This is a genomic window from Yersinia sp. FDAARGOS_228 (assembly GCF_002073315.2).
GTDB lineage: Bacteria > Pseudomonadota > Gammaproteobacteria > Enterobacterales > Enterobacteriaceae > Yersinia > Yersinia intermedia.
Map to the genome: position 1 here is coordinate 1,224,926 of NZ_CP020409.2, position 17,780 is coordinate 1,242,705.

Consider the following 17,780-nt stretch of genomic DNA (forward strand, 5'->3'; position numbering starts at 1 on the left):
TTAATTGCGGCCCCTATTTTGGGGCCGCTAATGTTTTAAATAATGACTGATTTAAACTTTCATCAGGCATCACTGCTTTCGTGTGGGGCTTTTGGCAGGATGGGGGCTGGCAGGTCACTGAGTTTAGTTACCAGCAGCTGATCGATTTTGTAGCTATCGATATCGACCACTTCAAACTTGTAGCCGGCATATTTGACGAAATCAGTGCGCTTAGGAATTTTGCGCAGCATATACATCATAAAGCCGCCGATGGTTTCATAATTGCCAGACTGCGGGAACTCATCGATATGCAGCACTCGCATGACATCTTCAATCGGGGTACCGCCCTCAATCAGCCATGAACTTTCATCACGAGCAACAATTTGCTCTTCTTGCCCCTGACCGACCAAATCCCCCATCAGCGTGGTCATCACGTCATTCAGGGTAATGATACCAACCACCAAAGCATATTCGTTGAGGATAACGGCAAAGTCTTCACCGGCGGTTTTAAAGCTCTCCAGCGCCTCGGAGAGTGTCAATGTGTCTGGCACAATCAGGGCCGAGCGAATTTGTACGCCACTGCTCAGTACCAAACTCTGGTTGCCTAATACTCGGTTCAGCAAGTCTTTAGAATCTACATAACCTACAACTTGATCGATATGGCCATCACATACCAGGAATTTAGAGTGTGGGTGGGTCGAAATCTTCTCTTTGATGCTGTCTTCGCTTTCCCGCAGATCAAAATAAATCACACTTTCACGTGAGGTCATTGAAGAAGGGACGGTACGTGACTCCAGTTCAAACACGTTTTCGATCAATTCATGTTCTTGCTTACGTAGCACGCCAGCCAATGCCCCCGCTTCCACGACGGCATAGATATCATCTGACGTGATGTCATCATTGCGCACCATTGGTAGTTTGAACAGGCGGAAGATTAAATTCGCCATCCCATTGAAGAACCAAACTAATGGGCGACAAATCATCAGACAGAAGCGCATCGGGTTGACGATCCGAACGGCAACCGCTTCAGGTGAAATCATACCGATGCGTTTCGGGGTTAAGTCTGCAAATAGAATAAATAAGCTGGTGACCAGAACAAACGAGCAAATAAAACTCACCTGATCGGCAAGCTCTGGTGACATGAAACGCTCAAACACCAATTTAAAGGAAGGAGAAAACGCGGCATCACCGACGATACCCCCCAGAATGGCGACAGCATTCAGGCCAATCTGGACCACGGTGAAGAAAATCCCCGGAGTCTCTTGTAATTTAAGTACCCGCAAGGCGTTGATGTCACCGTCATCCGCCAGAAGTTTTAGTTTAATCTTGCGCGAAGCTGCCAATGAAATCTCTGATAATGAGAAAAAGGCACTCACCGCGATTAAAAAAAGAATCAGTAAAATACTGTTTAACATAATCTGTCCGTGTCGTACCGACAATCGCGCCGGCGATCGTAAGGAAGGCCATACATTTGTTTGAGTTAAAAAATACTGTTTAAAGATAACGGCAGAAAGCCGCCATCGGGCCGTGTGAACAGCCCGAATAGTATAACCCGTCTTACTTTAAGTTGCAGCGCTGTTCGTTACTCAGCTCATCCCCAGATTTTGCAAGGTAAGGTTACTTGCTGCCTATCTGCAACTCCACGCCATTGGGGATGCCCGCCGCGATGAGCACCCGCCAGCCTTACAAATTAGGCGGCATACAAACGCCAATACCACCAAGACCACAATATCCATGTGGATTTTTGTGCAAATATTGCTGGTGGTCATCCTCGGCATAATAAAACGGCAGTGCAACCGCCACTTCACTGGTAATTACCCGGCGATCACCGGCTTGCTCCATGGCTTGCTGGAACAAGGCTTGGCTCTCTTGAGCCTGCGTTTGCTGTTCAGGGGTTAAAACGTAAATAGCTGAACGATATTGTGTTCCAACATCCCCGCCCTGACGCATTCCCTGAGCCGGATCGTGATTTTCCCAGAAAATCTGCAATAGTTGCTTATAACTGATGATGGCTGGATCAAAGACAACACGAACGGCTTCGGTATGGGCCGTGCGGCCACTACAAACTTCATGATAGGTTGGATTCGGCGTAAAGCCACCGCAATAGCCTGCGGCAGTACTGTAGACGCCAGGTTGTTGCCAGAATAGGCGCTCGACGCCCCAGAAACAGCCCATGGCGAAGATGGCGACCTCCATCCCCTCAGGGACATGTGTCATAGAGTGCCCATTCATCACATGGAGAGTTGCGACCGGCATTGGTGTGAGTCGCCCTGGCAAGGCATTCGCCGCATCAATAACGGTAGTTTTGTCAAAATTTTGCACCAAAATAGGCTCCAATGTTTACAGTGAATCTGAAGTTTACAGTAAATTAATAACAAGATGTTTACAGTGAATAGGTATAGACAGTTGTATCTGATTGCGAGTTTGCACACAATAAGAGCCATTCTGCGTTAATGTATCGGCTTAAGGTAGAATTTTAGGGATAACAGGCTTAAATCGGTCTTTAAGTGCGGAATGATTGTGTAAGTGATAAAAAGTCCGTCAGATCGGTTTTACAGAGAAATATACCCAATAGATTTCAACGTGTGGGAAGGCGGCAAGGGAGATAACCCCGATGCACTTTTATCGGTTAAGTGATGCGGGCGGTAAATCGGCCCAGATCCGATTTGAACGCTGCATGTGAGGCCCCATGATGGGCCGAGTAATGAGAGCTGCCAATACACCTGCAACTTGGAAGATGGCAGGTATAAAATTAATTAGGAGTACGCGTGCCACGATACCCTATTTTGTGTTTTTTGTGCGTATTGCTCGCCACGCCTGTCGCTTACGCTGCCAATGTGCGGTTGCAGGTCGAAGGTCTTAGCGGGGATTTAGAGAGAAACGTCAGGGCGCGTTTATCAACAATTGGTACGGATGAAGTGACGTCCGATGGCCGCTTCCGCTCAAGGGTGGATGAAGCCATACGTCAGGGGTTGCGCGCGTTAGGTTATTACGACCCCACCATCACCTTTGATTTGCAGCCGCGCCCGGCGCCGGCACGTTCCGTTTTAATCGCCAAAGTGGTTCCTGGTGAACCGGTTTTGATTGCTGGTGTTGATATTGTGCTACAAGGCGGGGCGAAAACCGATCCTGACTATCTGTCATTGGTACGCCGCGATACCCCTAAAATTGGCTCAGTCCTCAATCATGGCGATTTTGATAATTTCAAAAGTTCACTGACGGGGTTAGCGCTGCGCCGTGGTTATTTTGACGCCAATATGATCAAAAGTCAGTTGGGTGTTGCCGCTGAGTTGCGTAAAGCATTTTGGGATATCGATTTTGACAGTGGCGAACGCTATCGGTTTGGTAACGTGGTCTTCCAAGGCTCGCAAATCCGTGAAGATTTCCTGCAAAATTTAGTGCCTTTTCATGAGGGCGATTTTTATACCTCTGATGAACTGGCCGAGCTGAACCGCCGTTTGGCGGCGACTAACTGGTTTAACTCGGTGGTGGTCTCACCGGATTTTCGCGATGCGAGAAAAACCAAAGTCCTGCCACTGGATGCGGTCGTCACTCCACGTACCGAAAATACGGTTGAATTGGGGGGCGGTTATGCGACCGATGTTGGCCCACGTCTGACGGCCAGTTGGCGTAAACCGTGGATGAACTCCTACGGGCATAGTCTGACCACCAGTACCACACTTTCCGCGCCCGAACAGACGCTGGATTTCAGCTATCGCATTCCGTTGTTAAAAAATCCACTGGAACAGTATTACCTGTTGCAAGGGGGCTTTAAACGCACCGATCTGAATGATACAAAATCGGATACCACCACGTTGAACGTTGCCCGTTTTTGGGATCTGTCCAGTGGTTGGAAACGCTCAGTTAACCTGCGTTGGAGTTTGGATCACTTTACTCAAGGTAGTGTCACCGACACCACCATGCTGCTGTATCCGGGGGTGAATATCAGCCGTACCCGTCAGCGCGGCGGCGCTATGCCGGTGTGGGGTGATAGCCAGAATTATTCTATTGATGTCTCTGATACCACCTGGGGGTCTGACGTAGATTTTGCCATACTCCAGGCGCAAAACGTGTGGATTCGTACCTTGGGTGAGAAGAACCGTTTTGTGGTGCGGGGTAATTTGGGCTGGATTGAAACCAATGATTTCGATCGGGTACCGCCGTCACTGCGCTTCTTCGCCGGTGGAGATCGCAGTATTCGTGGCTATAAGTTCCGTGATATTTCCCCACGCGATAGCGAAGGCAAATTAACCGGTGCCTCTAAACTGGCGACCGGTACGCTCGAATATCAATATAACGTTACCGGCAGATGGTGGGGCGCAGTATTTGTCGATTCGGGTGAAGCGGTTAATGATATTCGCAAGAGTGACTTCAAAACCGGTGCCGGGGTTGGGGTCCGCTGGGCTTCTCCGGTCGGCCCGATCAAGCTAGACATCGCCAAACCTATTGGTGACAACGAAGCACGTGGCGTGCAATTTTACATCGGTTTGGGGCCTGAACTATGATGTTGGTAAAGGGAGGGCGCTGGATAAAGAGACTCAGTATCGCATTTCTGCTCATTATCCTGCTGCTGGTCGGGGCTTTGGCGGGTTTGTTAGGCACCACCAGTGGTCTACATTTTGTGATAAACAGTGCCGCACGTTGGGTTCCCGGCCTGGATATCGCCAGTGTCAGTGGGGGGTGGCGTGACCTCACCTTAAAAGGCATTCAATATCAAATGCCGGGTGTCACTGTTAAAGCAGGGCAGTTCCATCTTTCATTACAGCTCTCTTGTCTAAAACGCAGTGAGTTGTGCATTAATGCACTGACGGCACAAGATATTGATGTGGTGGTGGATACCAACGCCATGCCGCCTGCGGCACCAGCGCCTGCCAGCACCGAACCGATGGGGGAACTTAGTACTCCGTACCCCATGACATTACGCATGCTGTCGCTGAATAATGTCAAAGTCACTATTGATGACACTGCGATTTCATTAGATGAATTGCGCACCGGTGCACATTGGCAACAGCGCGCACTGGCATTAATGCCAACCAAAATCAGTGGGTTATTGATAGCTCTACCAAAAACAGTGCCTGCGATGGTGCCGGATGCCGCTAAGCCTGCGGTTGAAACGGCTATTGCGGTAAAAGAAGCGGTTGAGCAACAGGCGGTAGCGCCAGCAGAGCAGGAAACTCCGCTAGGTGAAACGTTAAAAGCGCTGTTTGCTAAACCGCTACTGCCCGAATTGCCGGACTTCCGTTTGCCGCTGGATTTACAAATTAAAGAGATCTCAGGGCAACAACTCCGGCTGACAGGTGATACCGACGTCGTTATCAGTAGCCTTTTGCTGCAAGCCAGCACACAAGAAAACCAAATAACACTGGATAAGCTGGAGATTAAATCGCCCCAGGGTGGGCTGTCAGCGCAAGGTAACGCCACGCTGACCGATAACTGGCCGGTGAGTATGGTCATCAATAGCGCGCTGAACATTGAGCCACTGAAAGGCGAAAAAGTGAAGTTAACCGTCGGTGGTGCGCTGCGCGAAAAACTCAATGTGGCACTCAATCTGTCAGGCCCGGTGAGCGCGCAACTGGATGCAGAAACTGCACTGGCACAGGCCGGTTTGCCACTGGTGCTGACTCTACAAAGCAAGCAACTGCGTTGGCCATTGAGTGGTGAGCCTCAATATCAAATTGATAATCTCAAAATGCGCCTCAATGGGCAGGCGACAGATTATGCACTCTCGATCCGTTCTGATTTTAAAGGTACTGACTTGCCACCGGCAGTGTTCACCCTTGACGGTAAAGGGAATGTCGAGCAATTCAATCTGACCCGTTTACGCCTGGCGGCATTGCAAGGTAACACTGATCTGACTGGTGTAGTGGATTGGAGTAAAGCAATCAGTTGGAACTCGGTATTAACCTTATCGGGCATTAACACCGCGAAGCAGTGGCCGGAGTGGCCAGCAAAATTGGACGGTAAAATTGTCACCCGTGGCAGTATTCATGGTGGTAGTTGGCAATTACAGGTGCCAGAGCTGGCGCTGGACGGCAATGTGAAACAAAACCGAGTGACGGCTCGTGGCTCCCTGACTGGGAATGCGGCAGGCCAGTGGCATATTCCGGGCATTAATCTGGCATTAGGCCGTAATAAATTAGATGTGAAAGGTGACCTTAGTGACACCTGGCAGCTCGATGCCAATGTGGATGCGCCACAACTTGATGGCGCGTTACCGGGATTGGGTGGGGTAGTGAAAGGCGCGCTGAAATTGCGCGGCAACCTTAAAGCACCGCAACTGCTGGCTGATCTTACCGCCAGCCGCCTGCAATGGCAGGAGCTGACCATTAACCGCATTAAGATTGACGGCGATGTTCGCTCAACGGATCAAATCCAGGGGCAGTTGGCAATCAGGGTTGAACAACTGAAGCAAGCGGATCTGGTCGTCAGTTTATTGACACTGGATGCCCGTGGTAGCGAGAAACAGCATCAGTTGCGCCTGAATATACAAGGGGAGCCAGTCTCTGGTCAGTTGGCACTGGATGGCAGCTTCGATCGTCAGCAAGAGCGTTGGCGCGGTTCGCTCAATAATACTCGCTTCGATACGCCGGTAGGTGAATGGCGTCTAAGCCGCGCGATGTCATTGGATTACCAAAATAGCTTACAGCGAGTCACCATCGGGCCTCATTGTTGGCTTAACCCGAATGCGGAACTTTGTGCTCCTCGGGCGATTGAAGCTGGCCCAAGCGGGCAGGCGAGTGTGGTCCTTAATCGCTTTGATTTAGCGATGCTCAAACCATTCCTTGGGCCGGATACCACCATGAGTGGCGTGTTCACTGGCCGGGCCGATGTTAGTTGGAAGGCCGGTGGCAGCCTGCCAGATGTACGGGTGTCGCTCAGTGGCAATGGGGTCAAAGTGCAGCAAGTGGTGCAAGGTAACCCGCTACCGATTGCTTTTGAAACGCTGAATCTCAATGGTGGCCTGACCAATGGGCAAGTGCGGGCTGACTGGTTGATTAAACTGGTAAATAACGGCCAGTTCTCTGGGCAGGTACAGGTTGCTGATCCACAAGGGCGGCGCAATTTATCCGGTAATATTGCTATCAGTAATATTTCGTTGGCAATGATTAACCCGATACTGAGTGATGGTGAAAAAGCCGCGGGTACATTAAATGCCAATCTGCGTTTAGGGGGGAATGCGAAGAGCCCGTTAGTCTTTGGCCGTTTGGCGCTGGATAATGTCGATGTTGACGGTAGTTGGATGCCATTTGATATTACCGAAGGGCGTCTGGCGATGAATTTCGACGGTATGACCTCAACGCTAGAGGGGTTAATTCGGACGTCTCAAGGGCAGCTCAATCTATCCGGTGATGCCGACTGGCGTGATATTAATGCCTGGCGCGCTCGGATCGCCGCAAAAGGCAATAAGTTGCGGGTTACGATCCCACCAATGGTACGGATTGATGTTTCACCGGACATTGTTTTTGAAGCGACACCGCAGTTGTTCACCCTCAATGGTTCGGTTGATATTCCATGGGCGCGGATAACGGTACAAGAAGTGCCTGAAAATGCGGTAGGTGTCTCGTCAGATGAAGTGATGCTCAATAACGATCTGAAACCTATCTCCCCACGGACGGCCAGTATTCCAATCAACAGTAACCTGGTGATTCGGGTAGGTAATGATGTGCGCCTGAATGCATTTGGCTTGAAAGCCCGTTTGCAGGGTAACTTGAAAATGATTCAGGATCAGCGCGGGTTGGGCTTGAACGGGCAAATTAATATTCCATCGGGTAGCTTCCGCGCTTATGGTCAGGATTTAATCGTCAATAAAGGGATATTGCTGTTCTCCGGCCCGCCGGATCAACCGTTACTCAATATCGAAGCGATACGAAATCCAGAGGCTACAGCAGACGGCGTTACTGCCGGTGTGCGGGTTACTGGGATGGCAGATGCTCCACGGCTAGAAGTGTTCTCGGATCCGGCTATGTCACAGCAGGAAGCGTTATCTTACCTGCTGCGTGGTCAGGGGTTGAGTAATTCAGGGGCCGACAGTGGCATGATGACCTCAATGCTTATTGGTATGGGGGTTGCGCAAAGCGGTAAACTTGTGGGTAAAATCGGCGAGGCATTTGGTGTCAGTAATCTGGCACTGGATACGCAGGGAGTCGGTGATAGCTCACAAGTGGTAGTCAGTGGTTATGTCACCAAAGATCTGCAAGTAAAATACGGTGTGGGTATATTTGACTCGCTGGCGACGTTAACATTACGTTATCGGTTGATGCCAAGGTTGTATCTGGAAGCAGTGTCTGGTATTGATCAGGCATTAGATGTGCTTTATCAGTTTGAGTTCTAACAATGCGAATTATTGTCTACGGTAGTTTACGGCGCAAGCAAGGTAATAGTCATTGGATGACGGACGCCCAGTGGTTGGGTGAACATGACCTTGAAGGCTTTGATATGTACAACTTAGGTCATTATCCGGCGGTTATCCCCGGAGACGGCACTGTGCATTGTGAAGTTTATCGGATTAACTCATCTATTATGAATGAGTTAGATGAACTTAAAAGTAATACTAAGGATTACCGGCGCGAACTTATTCAGACGCCTTATGGTAGCGCGTGGATATACCTTTATCGCTTACCGCTCGAAGGTGTACCACGTATCTACAGTGGCGACTGGCTAAAACGCCATGAAGAAAGCGGCAAACCGTAAAATTAAGCTGTAATTAACAAAAAAAAACACCGCTCACAGGGCGGTGTTTTTACTTTTCATGCTTAAAGCATTTTCAAAAGGCGCTTTTTGACATGCGAAACGGGAAATTACTTCTTCGCGCGTTCGAAAGAGGACAGGATCTCGGCTTTAGCAGCGGCGGCATCTTCCCAACCGTCCACTTTCACCCACTTGCCTGTTTCCAAGTCTTTGTAATGTTCAAAGAAATGTTTGATCTGTGCTTTCAGCAGTTCTGGCAGATCTTGCACGTCTTTTATGTGATCGTATTCTTTAGTCATTTTGCTGTGTGGAACCGCAACCAGCTTGGCATCTTCACCCGCTTCGTCAGTCATTTTCAACACACCAACCGGACGGCAACGGATCACTGAACCTGGTTGCAACGGATACGGTGTTGGCACCAGCACATCAACCGGGTCGCCATCTAATGACAGAGTGTTGTTGATATAACCGTAGTTACATGGATAGAACATGGCAGTAGACATGAAGCGGTCTACAAACAGCGAGCCAGTTTCTTTATCGATTTCATATTTGATCGGATCCGCATTCGCAGGGATTTCGATCACTACATAGATATCTTCTGGCAGGTCTTTACCTGCGGGTACTTGGTTCAAGCTCATGTCGGTTTCCTTTTATCAAACCAGAAATGGAGTGTTGGCTATTATAGCCAAGTCGATTTGAAAGTACCCCCATTTTTCGGACGGTTCCGCGCATGAAGCGCTATTTCCGCCTGACGGTGATTTGCCTGTGGCAGAGCGCTCTCTATGAGCCACATAAAAAAACAGCGGCTTGTGGCCACTGTTTTATGTATTTCTCTGTCACTGTTGGATTTAGTGCAAGTTACTTGGCTTCTTCATCCGGGAATCTAGCAATAAAACCTTCTGCGTCTTCCACCATGGATTTGGTACCGACAAAGAAAGGTGCGCGCTGATGCAGTTTCTCTGGCACGATATCCAGAATGCGGTTCACCCCATCCGTCGCCTTACCACCGGCTTGCTCTGCCAGGAAGGCCATAGGGTTGCATTCGTACAGTAAACGCAGTTTCCCTTGAGGGTGGCTAGCCGTGCTTGGGTAAATATAAATCCCGCCTTTCAACAGGTTACGGTGGAAATCGGCAACCAGTGAACCAATGTAGCGCGAGGTATACGGGCGCTTGGTGGCTTCATCTTGCTCCTGGCAGTACTTGATGTATTTCTTCACACCCAATGGGAATTTAATGTAGTTCCCTTCGTTGATGGAATACATGCAACCGGTTGCGGGATAACGCACTTTTTCGCCGGATAAACAGAAAACACCCAGCGATGGATCATAAGTGAAAGTATGAACACCATAACCGGTGGTATACACCAACATAGTTGATGAGCCGTATACCACATAACCCGCCGCAACTTGCTTTGTGCCCGGTTGCAGGAAGTCAGCTTCGGTAATCGGAGTACCAAAGGGGGTAATGCGGCGGTAGATGGAGAAAATAGTACCGACGGACACATTCACATCTATATTTGAAGAGCCATCCAGCGGATCCATCAGAACGACATATTTGGCATTTTCTGCCCGACCACCATCAAAGATAACAATATCATCTTCTTCTTCGGACGCGATACCGGCAACTTCGCCCCGCGCTTTTAGGGCCGCTTTCAATTTTTCATTGGCAAACAAGTCCAGTTTCATCTGGTCTTCGCCCTGAATATTGGAAACGCCGCTGGCACCTAAAATATCAACCAGACCTGCTTTGTTGATATCGCGATGGATAATCTTCGCGCCGAGTTTGATTGCTGAAAGTAATGCAGTTAATTCGCCGGTGGCGTGAGAGAAGTCTAGCTGTTTCTCAACTATGAATTCGCCTAACGTTTTCATGACTCAATCCCTGGATCTACGGTTAAATATCGATTTATTAACAAACAACTCACCTGATTGCAGCAGTGTAGCCCAAAGGTAAGAATGATTCATAGGCAATTCCATTTCTTCTCTCTGTTCTGAGCGGTAGAATGGTGACAAATTCGAAGCTTATTAATACGGAAAATTTATGCGCATTCACATATTAGGTATCTGCGGCACTTTTATGGGCGGCCTGGCAATGCTGGCCCGTTCATTAGGTCATGAAGTGACGGGAGCGGATGCTAACGTGTATCCACCAATGAGCACGTTGCTGGAGAATCAAGGGATCGATTTAATTCAGGGATACTCTCCCGCTCAATTGAGCCCTCCCCCGGATTTAGTGATCATTGGTAATGCCATGAGCCGCGGTAACCCTTGTGTTGAAGCTGTATTAGAGCAAGGTATCCCTTATGTTTCTGGCCCACAATGGCTACATGACCATGTATTGCCAGGGCGCTGGGTATTAGCGGTGGCGGGTACCCACGGTAAAACCACGACTGCGGGCATGGTGACCTGGATACTGGAAGCCTGCGGTTATGAACCCGGCTTTGTCATTGGCGGAGTACCGGGTAATTTTGATGTCTCAGCACGTTTAGGTAATAGCCCATTCTTTGTTATTGAGGCTGATGAATATGATTGCGCCTTCTTTGATAAGCGCTCCAAGTTCGTTCACTACAGCCCAAGAACGCTGGTTATGAATAACCTTGAGTTCGATCATGCCGATATTTTTGACGATCTGAAAGCTATCCAGAAGCAATTCCATCATCTGGTACGTTTAGTACCAGGGACAGGCAAAATCATCGTGCCAGATAATGATAATCACCTGAAGCAAGTGATGGCGATGGGGTGCTGGAGTGAGCAAGAGTTGGTTGGCGAAACTGGCAGTTGGTTCGCACGCAAAGTATCAACCGATGCCAGCGTTTATGAAGTATTTCTTGATAATAAATTAGTGGGTGAGGTCAGTTGGTCGCTGGTGGGTGAACACAATATGCATAACGGTTTGATGGCGATTGCCGCTGCCCGTCATGTCGGGGTTTCCCCCGCCGATGCTTGCAAGGCACTGGGTAATTTCATTAATGCCCGCCGCCGTTTGGAGCTACGTGGTGAAGCAAATGGTGTCACTGTTTATGATGATTTTGCTCATCATCCTACCGCTATTCTTGCCACCCTGGCGGCACTGCGCAGTAAAGTGGGTGGGACTGCACGTATTCTGGCCGTTTTGGAGCCACGCTCTAACACGATGAAATTAGGGTTATGTAAAAATGAGTTGGCACCTTCATTAGGGCGTGCGGATGAAGTGTTTCTGTTCCAGCCGCAGCATATCCCTTGGCAGGTAGTGGAAGTGGCTGAAGCATGTATTCAGCCTGCGTATTGGAGTGCTGATATTGATACGTTAGTCGATATGATCGTGAAAACAGCACAACCAGGTGATCACATTTTGGTGATGAGTAACGGTGGTTTTGGTGGGATTCATAACAAACTGCTGAGCGCTTTGGATAAAAAAGCGGAACAAGAAACGTTATCGCAGGATTAAACCGGATAAAAAAAGCCCCCGCGATAGCGGGGGTAAAGGGTTCGTCGGATAGACGAGGGATTATTCGGGGGCTGACTTCAGCCAACATTTTGTTGTAATCAATACTCTATTCAATAAGCTAAAAATTAGTATTTGTCTTTATTTTCAGTCTATTAAGTAAATTATCAAGATACGAAAGTATGCCCCTCTATGCGGGGCATTTACTTTCATTCCTGGCGTTTAATCTTATTTGTAAATTTTGGCAGTGGCATGCCAGCCATTGTCTTCACGCACACCAATGATTTTGTATGCAGTAGCGCCTTCACTGTCAGCTTTATTCGCAATGGCCTGTTCAATATCAGAAGGAGCACCGGTAATACCGCTCACACTGATTGCGCCTAAATCAGTCATTTTGCTTGCTTGTGCGGCATTGACTGATTCAGCAGCAGATGCACCGAAAGCAACCACAGAAAGTAAACTCAGAGCTGTAAGGGTAGTTTTGATTTTCATGATTTTTCCTCAATCAGATTCAATAACCTAAAAGTGCTTTGAATGATTTTTTGTACTTTTAGTTTATTGTTTTTACTGGTTATTTAACTTTTATTTCAATTTTGGCTTCACGCCATGTTTGATGTATCTATCGCGAATTACTGGTAAATCTTGGCAGTGGCATGCCAGTTATTCTCTTCTCGAACTTCGATCACTTTGTAAGCTTTAGCGCCCATAGCATCAGCTTTATCCGATAGCGCCTGACGAATATCAGAGGGTGCACCGTTAAGGCCACTGACGGTGATGGTGCCCATAGGTTGTAATTTTGCCGCCTGATTTTCATTAATGGAATCCGCTGCAAAAACACCAAATGACAGTGCAGACAGGATGCTAACGGTTGCGATGGTAGCTTTAATATTCATGTTGTTGCCTCTATTTGTTCTTTATCACTTCTTATGAAGTGTGATTTACGTCACGAAAATGAGTATACATCTAGTAACTGAGAATATTAATAGCAAGCTAATAATATTTAAGGTCACTTTATCGTTAGTGACTACTTTTTAAGAACTAAAAGGAATAAAAAGTGACTAAAAAACAACATGTTTGATTAAAAATATAATGTTTTCAATTAAATAAGCGTTTTTGACTAAAAGTGCGTTACTGCGTGGCGGTTTTGACTGCAATAGAGAGAACGGTAGGATGATTTTGCGGTTTAGGCGGGAATTAGTAGCTGTATACCCTGGCTAAAGGCTAAGGGGGTGTGATGAATGGAATAACAATAACAAAGATACAGTGCGGCGCAAAAGGCCGCATCTATATATACCAAACATAAAGGTGTGGAATTAAAGTTCTTGATCGAATAACCCGAGGATAGCTTCATGCAGTTGTTTAACAGTAAAACCTCTGGCAGGCGTTGTGAAAATGGTATCGTCACCGGCAATACTACCTAAGATACCTTCAGCTTTACCTAATGAATCCAGCAGGCGGGCGATCAACTGGGCTGCTCCTGGGCTGGTATTAATCACAACGACCGAATCATTATAATCGACATCCAAAACCAGATTTTTTAGTGGGCTACTGGTTGTTGGTACCCCTAATTCTGCTGGTAAGCAGTAAACCATCTCCATTTTGGCGTTACGCGTTCTAACCGCGCCGAATTTAGTCAGCATACGCGAAACTTTGGATTGGTTAATATTTTCAAAGCCTTCTTCCTGCAAGGCCAAAACGATCTCACCTTGAGAACTGAATTTCTCTTCTTTCAATAACGCCTTAAACGCCTTGATAAGATCTTCTTGTTTTGCTGGATTACGCATTTTCTATGCCTTGAGCAGTCAATAATGAATAGGATTATTATGCATATAAATGAATTTTTATTCAACATGACTATGGAGTATTGGCGATAAAAGCGCTGATATCAAGGTGTGGTGAAATTTTAACATCATCTTACTGTTACGATTATGCTAAATCAGTTTTTATTAACATTCGGCTTGAGTAACCAAAATGTTATTAAAATGATGTTGTTCTGATGTAACAGAAGGGTGTAATGTAACCGCCGATTAACCTGTCATGAATACTTCGGTAAATTTTAGAATAATGTGCGCTATATCATTAATGAATAAGCGATTTACTCTAAAATACATAAGTCTTATGCGCCTTTTTGATGCGTGATATCTCAATCTGACTGTTAATAGATTGTGTTTAAAATCACAATAAATTAAGGTGCCTAAATAGATGAATTCACGGCAAATTTAAATTAAATATAAAAAGGAGTATAGGATGAAAGTTGCAGTTCTCGGTGCCGCTGGTGGTATCGGCCAGGCCCTCGCTCTTCTACTCAAGACCCAGCTTCCTTCCGGTTCAGACCTCTCATTATATGATATCGCGCCAGTGACTCCTGGTGTTGCGGTTGATCTGAGCCATATCCCGACTGCTGTTAATATTAAAGGCTTTAGCGGCGAAGATGCTACCCCAGCCCTTCAAGGGGCCGATATTGTTCTGATTTCTGCTGGTGTTGCACGGAAACCAGGCATGGATCGTTCAGATCTGTTCAATGTTAATGCCGGTATCGTCCGTAATCTGGTTGAGCAAATCGCGCGTACTTGCCCGAAAGCATTAATCGGTATCATTACCAACCCAGTTAACACGACTGTTGCAATCGCCGCAGAAGTGCTGAAAAAAGCCGGTGTTTACGACAAGAACAAATTATTTGGCATTACAACACTGGATACCATCCGCTCTAATACCTTTGTTGCTGAACTTAAAGGTAAGCAACCTCAGGATATCGAAGTGCCGGTTATCGGTGGGCACTCTGGTGTTACTATTTTGCCATTGTTGTCACAAATTCCAGGCATTAACTTTACCGAGCAAGAAGTGGCTGATCTGACTAAACGTATCCAGAATGCGGGTACTGAAGTTGTTGAAGCAAAAGCCGGTGGCGGGTCAGCGACCCTGTCTATGGGGCAAGCTGCGGCACGTTTTGGTCTTTCTCTGGTCCGTGCTCTGCAAGGCGAAAGCAATGTTGTTGAATGTTCTTACGTTGAAGGTGACGGTAAATATGCCCGTTTCTTTGCTCAGCCAATCCTGTTAGGTAAAAACGGTGTTGCTGAACGTAAAGACATTGGCAAACTGAGTGCTTTTGAACAACAAGCGCTAGAAAGCATGCTTGATGTGTTGCACAAAGATATCGAGCTGGGCGAGCAGTTCGTCAATAATAAGTAGTAGCAGGGGCTTAAAGCTGCCCCTGAGATAATATTATCAACCGCCGAAGCAATGTTCGGCGATTTGATGAAATGGTCACCTCCACCCTGTGAGCGATAAGCTGGCAGGGTTTTTTTATGCCCGAACAATAGCTGGGCGTATCCTCACTTTTCGGTCAATAAGTACCCCTGTCTTTGGATCAAAATAACGTGTCGGCCAGATTTCGGAAGGATGAATGTCCAAACATTCGGCAATCAACCATTCCCCCTTTGGCCAGGGACGAGTTAACGCATTGGCAAGTGTAGATGAACTTAACCCTGCTTTACGGGAGAGAGCGGCTAACGTTGTGCCTTTTTTACGTAGGGCGGCAATGATGTCTGCTGGGTGCCAATCAGATTTCCTTAAAATCATCTTTAATCCTTTTTTTTTCTAAGCAGATGGCGCGTTAGTGATATAAATAACGGTACATTGTTAATCGTACTGTGAACAGAAAGTGACCATTTAGAAAGATCATACCATTTATTTTCTAAAAGATTTTAAATGTTTTCTAAATATTCCTTTTTTGAGCCACAACGCATATTAGGAAGCAACACCATGAAAAAAGAGTGGTTTGCCGCTAAGGAATTGGCAGGTCTTGAAGGATTACCATCGTCACCACAAGGTATTAACCTTATGGCGAAACGTGAGGGATGGGAACAGCGCCGCCGTCGTGGCGTTCAAGGGAAAGCAGTGGAATACCATGTTGAGAGTTTGCCCTCCACTATAATGAATTCATTACATCTACGGGAGGAGCCAGCACAGTATACGCCAGTGCGACAAGACCCATTGGCCCTATGGGTAGAGGCTTACTATCGTTTTACTGAGGCTGAAAGGGAGCAAGTTATTACGTTTATTTTTCGGGAAGGAGCTAAAAGCCTGATCGAACGGCTAACAACAGATTAGCCCACCAGGTGCTCACTTCGCGTTAGGGACTTGCTACAGCGGCTCATTGATAGAGTATAGATATGAAAAAACAATGGATTACCGCAGTTGAGCTGATTGGCATCGGTGGGTTGCCTAAAAGTCCAGCAGGGGTTAATGGCCGAGCCAGAAAGGAAGGTTGGGAACGCCGGCGTAAACTGGGGGTGCAGGGAAAGGCGGTGGAATATGCCATCGAGGGGCTGCCACCTGATGTGCTGAATGTTTTACGCTTGAAAGAAAATCCTGCTGAGTATGTTGTGCCGCGCAATGACCCATTGGCCATATGGATTGAAGCCTACCATCAGCTCACTGATGTTGAACGCTCGCAAGCTATTGCATTTTTGCTGCGGGAAGGGGTAGGAACACTGATGAAGCGTTTATCTTAAAAGCAGAAAAGAGAAACCCGAGCGGTAAGACGCGAGTTTCTCAATAGTTTCTTTATAAGGGTTTAAAAGTTGCGTTGTACGGCAATATGCGCTAAACCTTCGAGCGCCAGACGGTATTCACTTTCAGGCAGGATCTGTAACGCAGCAATGGCTTTATCTGCTTCTTCCTCTGCACGCCGGCGGGTATAGTCAAGTGAGCCACACTGCTGCATTGCTGCCAATACTGGCTCGAGCAAATGGCGGCCATTGCCTTGTTCAATTGCTTGCCGAATCATGGCGGCTTGCTCTACTGTGCCATTATGCATGGCATGCAGAAGGGGCAATGTAGGCTTGCCTTCATTGAGGTCATCACCGGTATTTTTGCCCAAAGTGGTGCCATCAGAGCTGTAATCAAGCAGGTCATCAATTAGCTGGAATGCAGTACCCAGATAACGACCATAGTTCTGTAATGCCAACTCCTGCGTTTCTGTGGCATCAGCCAACACGGCAGCAGACTGTGACGCCGCTTCGAACAAACGGGCCGTTTTGCTATAGATAACTTGCATATAGTTTTCTTCAGTGATGTCAGGATTATTACAGTTCATTAACTGTAAGACTTCACCTTCAGCAATAACGTTTGTGGCTTCAGACATTAAAGTAAGAACGCGCAGAGACTCCAGGCCGGTCATCATCTGGAATGAGCGTGTATAGATATAGTCGCCCACCAATACACTGGCGGCGTTACCAAATGCAGCGTTAGCTGTCGCCTTACCACGGCGCATATCAGATTCATCGACCACATCATCATGCAGCAAGGTTGCTGTATGGATAAATTCAATCAATGCCGCGACGGTGATATGCTTATCACCTTCATAGTGCAATGCACGGGCCACCAAAACGGCAATCATTGGGCGAATTCGTTTCCCGCCACCACTGATAATGTAATGGCCCAATTGATTGATGAGAACGACATCAGAGTTCAACTGGTTGAGAATTGTTGTGTTTACATTCGCCATATCCGGCGCGGTTAACTCGATAATCTTTTCTAGGTTCATTGTTATATTCAGCTGTTTTTCTCTTTAACTACGATGAGATTACCGCCCACATTATTACATGACGCTCCCTGAGACTATGATTGTACTTGAAAAAACCATCAAATAAACATGATGTAAGAAACTGTGCTTTTTTTCTTCTCT

At 47.2% G+C, this 17,780-nt stretch carries 16 protein-coding genes; 7 read left to right on the forward strand and 9 right to left on the reverse strand.

Features of this window, described 5'->3' with window-relative positions; genetic code table 11:
- Positions 1-62: 62 nt before the first annotated feature.
- Positions 63-1,394, reverse strand: coding sequence for a hemolysin family protein (locus tag A6J67_RS05610; RefSeq protein ID WP_005186376.1), 1,332 nt, complete (start codon positions 1,392-1,394; stop codon positions 63-65).
- Positions 1,395-1,662: 268 nt separating this feature from the next.
- On the reverse strand, positions 1,663-2,301 hold the full coding sequence (gene msrA / locus A6J67_RS05615) for a peptide-methionine (S)-S-oxide reductase MsrA (RefSeq protein ID WP_074010383.1): 639 nt from the start codon (positions 2,299-2,301) through the stop codon (positions 1,663-1,665).
- A gap of 446 nt (positions 2,302-2,747) precedes the next feature.
- Between msrA and tamA the strand changes: the two genes are divergently transcribed.
- From tamA to A6J67_RS05630, 3 genes are read left to right on the forward strand one after another with little or no spacing between them, the layout of a single operon-like run.
- Positions 2,748-4,484, forward strand: coding sequence for an autotransporter assembly complex protein TamA (gene tamA / locus A6J67_RS05620; protein WP_042568686.1), 1,737 nt, complete (start codon positions 2,748-2,750; stop codon positions 4,482-4,484).
- Positions 4,484-8,311 (forward strand): autotransporter assembly complex protein TamB, encoded by a 3,828-nt coding sequence (gene tamB, locus A6J67_RS05625; RefSeq protein WP_146109651.1) that lies wholly within the window; start codon positions 4,484-4,486, stop codon positions 8,309-8,311. The genes tamA and tamB overlap by 1 nt, the downstream gene beginning before the upstream one ends.
- Before the next feature lie 2 nt (positions 8,312-8,313).
- On the forward strand, positions 8,314-8,670 hold the full coding sequence (locus A6J67_RS05630; RefSeq protein WP_005186390.1) for a gamma-glutamylcyclotransferase: 357 nt from the start codon (positions 8,314-8,316) through the stop codon (positions 8,668-8,670).
- Positions 8,671-8,777: 107 nt separating this feature from the next.
- Here the strand turns inward: A6J67_RS05630 and ppa are convergent, their stop codons facing one another.
- Positions 8,778-9,305 (reverse strand): inorganic diphosphatase, encoded by a 528-nt coding sequence (gene ppa / locus A6J67_RS05635; RefSeq protein ID WP_005186394.1) that lies wholly within the window; start codon positions 9,303-9,305, stop codon positions 8,778-8,780.
- A gap of 220 nt (positions 9,306-9,525) precedes the next feature.
- Complete coding sequence (gene fbp / locus A6J67_RS05640; protein ID WP_005186396.1) at positions 9,526-10,539, reverse strand: class 1 fructose-bisphosphatase; 1,014 nt, start codon at positions 10,537-10,539, stop codon at positions 9,526-9,528.
- Positions 10,540-10,708: 169 nt separating this feature from the next.
- On the opposite strand from fbp, the gene mpl reads away from it, so the two are divergent.
- Positions 10,709-12,094: a UDP-N-acetylmuramate:L-alanyl-gamma-D-glutamyl-meso-diaminopimelate ligase gene (gene mpl / locus A6J67_RS05645; RefSeq protein ID WP_005186398.1), complete on the forward strand. Its 1,386-nt coding sequence runs from the start codon at positions 10,709-10,711 to the stop codon at positions 12,092-12,094.
- A gap of 225 nt (positions 12,095-12,319) precedes the next feature.
- On the opposite strand, the gene A6J67_RS05650 is transcribed toward mpl, so the two are convergent.
- From A6J67_RS05650 to argR, 3 genes are all read right to left on the reverse strand, one after another.
- Positions 12,320-12,583, reverse strand: coding sequence for a YdgH/BhsA/McbA-like domain containing protein (locus A6J67_RS05650; protein WP_005186401.1), 264 nt, complete (start codon positions 12,581-12,583; stop codon positions 12,320-12,322).
- Positions 12,584-12,720: 137 nt separating this feature from the next.
- Complete coding sequence (gene yhcN, locus A6J67_RS05655) at positions 12,721-12,984, reverse strand: peroxide/acid stress response protein YhcN (protein WP_042568683.1); 264 nt, start codon at positions 12,982-12,984, stop codon at positions 12,721-12,723.
- Positions 12,985-13,404: 420 nt separating this feature from the next.
- Positions 13,405-13,875 carry a transcriptional regulator ArgR gene (gene argR / locus A6J67_RS05660; protein ID WP_004875431.1) on the reverse strand — a complete coding sequence of 157 codons (471 nt, stop codon included), beginning with the start codon at positions 13,873-13,875 and terminating at the stop codon, positions 13,405-13,407.
- 463 nt (positions 13,876-14,338) lie between these two features.
- Here argR and mdh point away from each other — a divergent pair, with 463 nt between their 5' ends.
- Positions 14,339-15,280, forward strand: a complete 942-nt coding sequence (gene mdh, locus A6J67_RS05665) for a malate dehydrogenase (protein ID WP_042568682.1) — start codon at positions 14,339-14,341, stop codon at positions 15,278-15,280.
- Between the two features lie 114 nt (positions 15,281-15,394).
- Here the strand turns inward: mdh and A6J67_RS05670 are convergent, their stop codons facing one another.
- The gene (locus tag A6J67_RS05670; RefSeq protein WP_005186410.1) at positions 15,395-15,670 is read right to left on the reverse strand and encodes a helix-turn-helix domain-containing protein; all 276 of its coding nucleotides are present in this window, start codon (positions 15,668-15,670) and stop codon (positions 15,395-15,397) included.
- A 183-nt stretch (positions 15,671-15,853) separates the two neighbouring features.
- Here A6J67_RS05670 and A6J67_RS05675 point away from each other — a divergent pair, with 183 nt between their 5' ends.
- Together A6J67_RS05675 and A6J67_RS05680 are read left to right on the forward strand one after the other, a co-directional pair.
- Entirely contained in the window at positions 15,854-16,201 is a 348-nt protein-coding gene (locus A6J67_RS05675) for a DNA-binding protein (protein ID WP_005186412.1), read from the forward strand.
- A 62-nt stretch (positions 16,202-16,263) separates the two neighbouring features.
- Positions 16,264-16,605 carry a DNA-binding protein gene (locus A6J67_RS05680; protein ID WP_005186415.1) on the forward strand — a complete coding sequence of 114 codons (342 nt, stop codon included), beginning with the start codon at positions 16,264-16,266 and terminating at the stop codon, positions 16,603-16,605.
- Positions 16,606-16,667: 62 nt separating this feature from the next.
- Here A6J67_RS05680 and ispB read toward each other — a convergent pair whose 3' ends face one another.
- Positions 16,668-17,639, reverse strand: a complete 972-nt coding sequence (gene ispB, locus A6J67_RS05685) for an octaprenyl diphosphate synthase (protein WP_005186418.1) — start codon at positions 17,637-17,639, stop codon at positions 16,668-16,670.
- Positions 17,640-17,780: the final 141 nt, after the last annotated feature.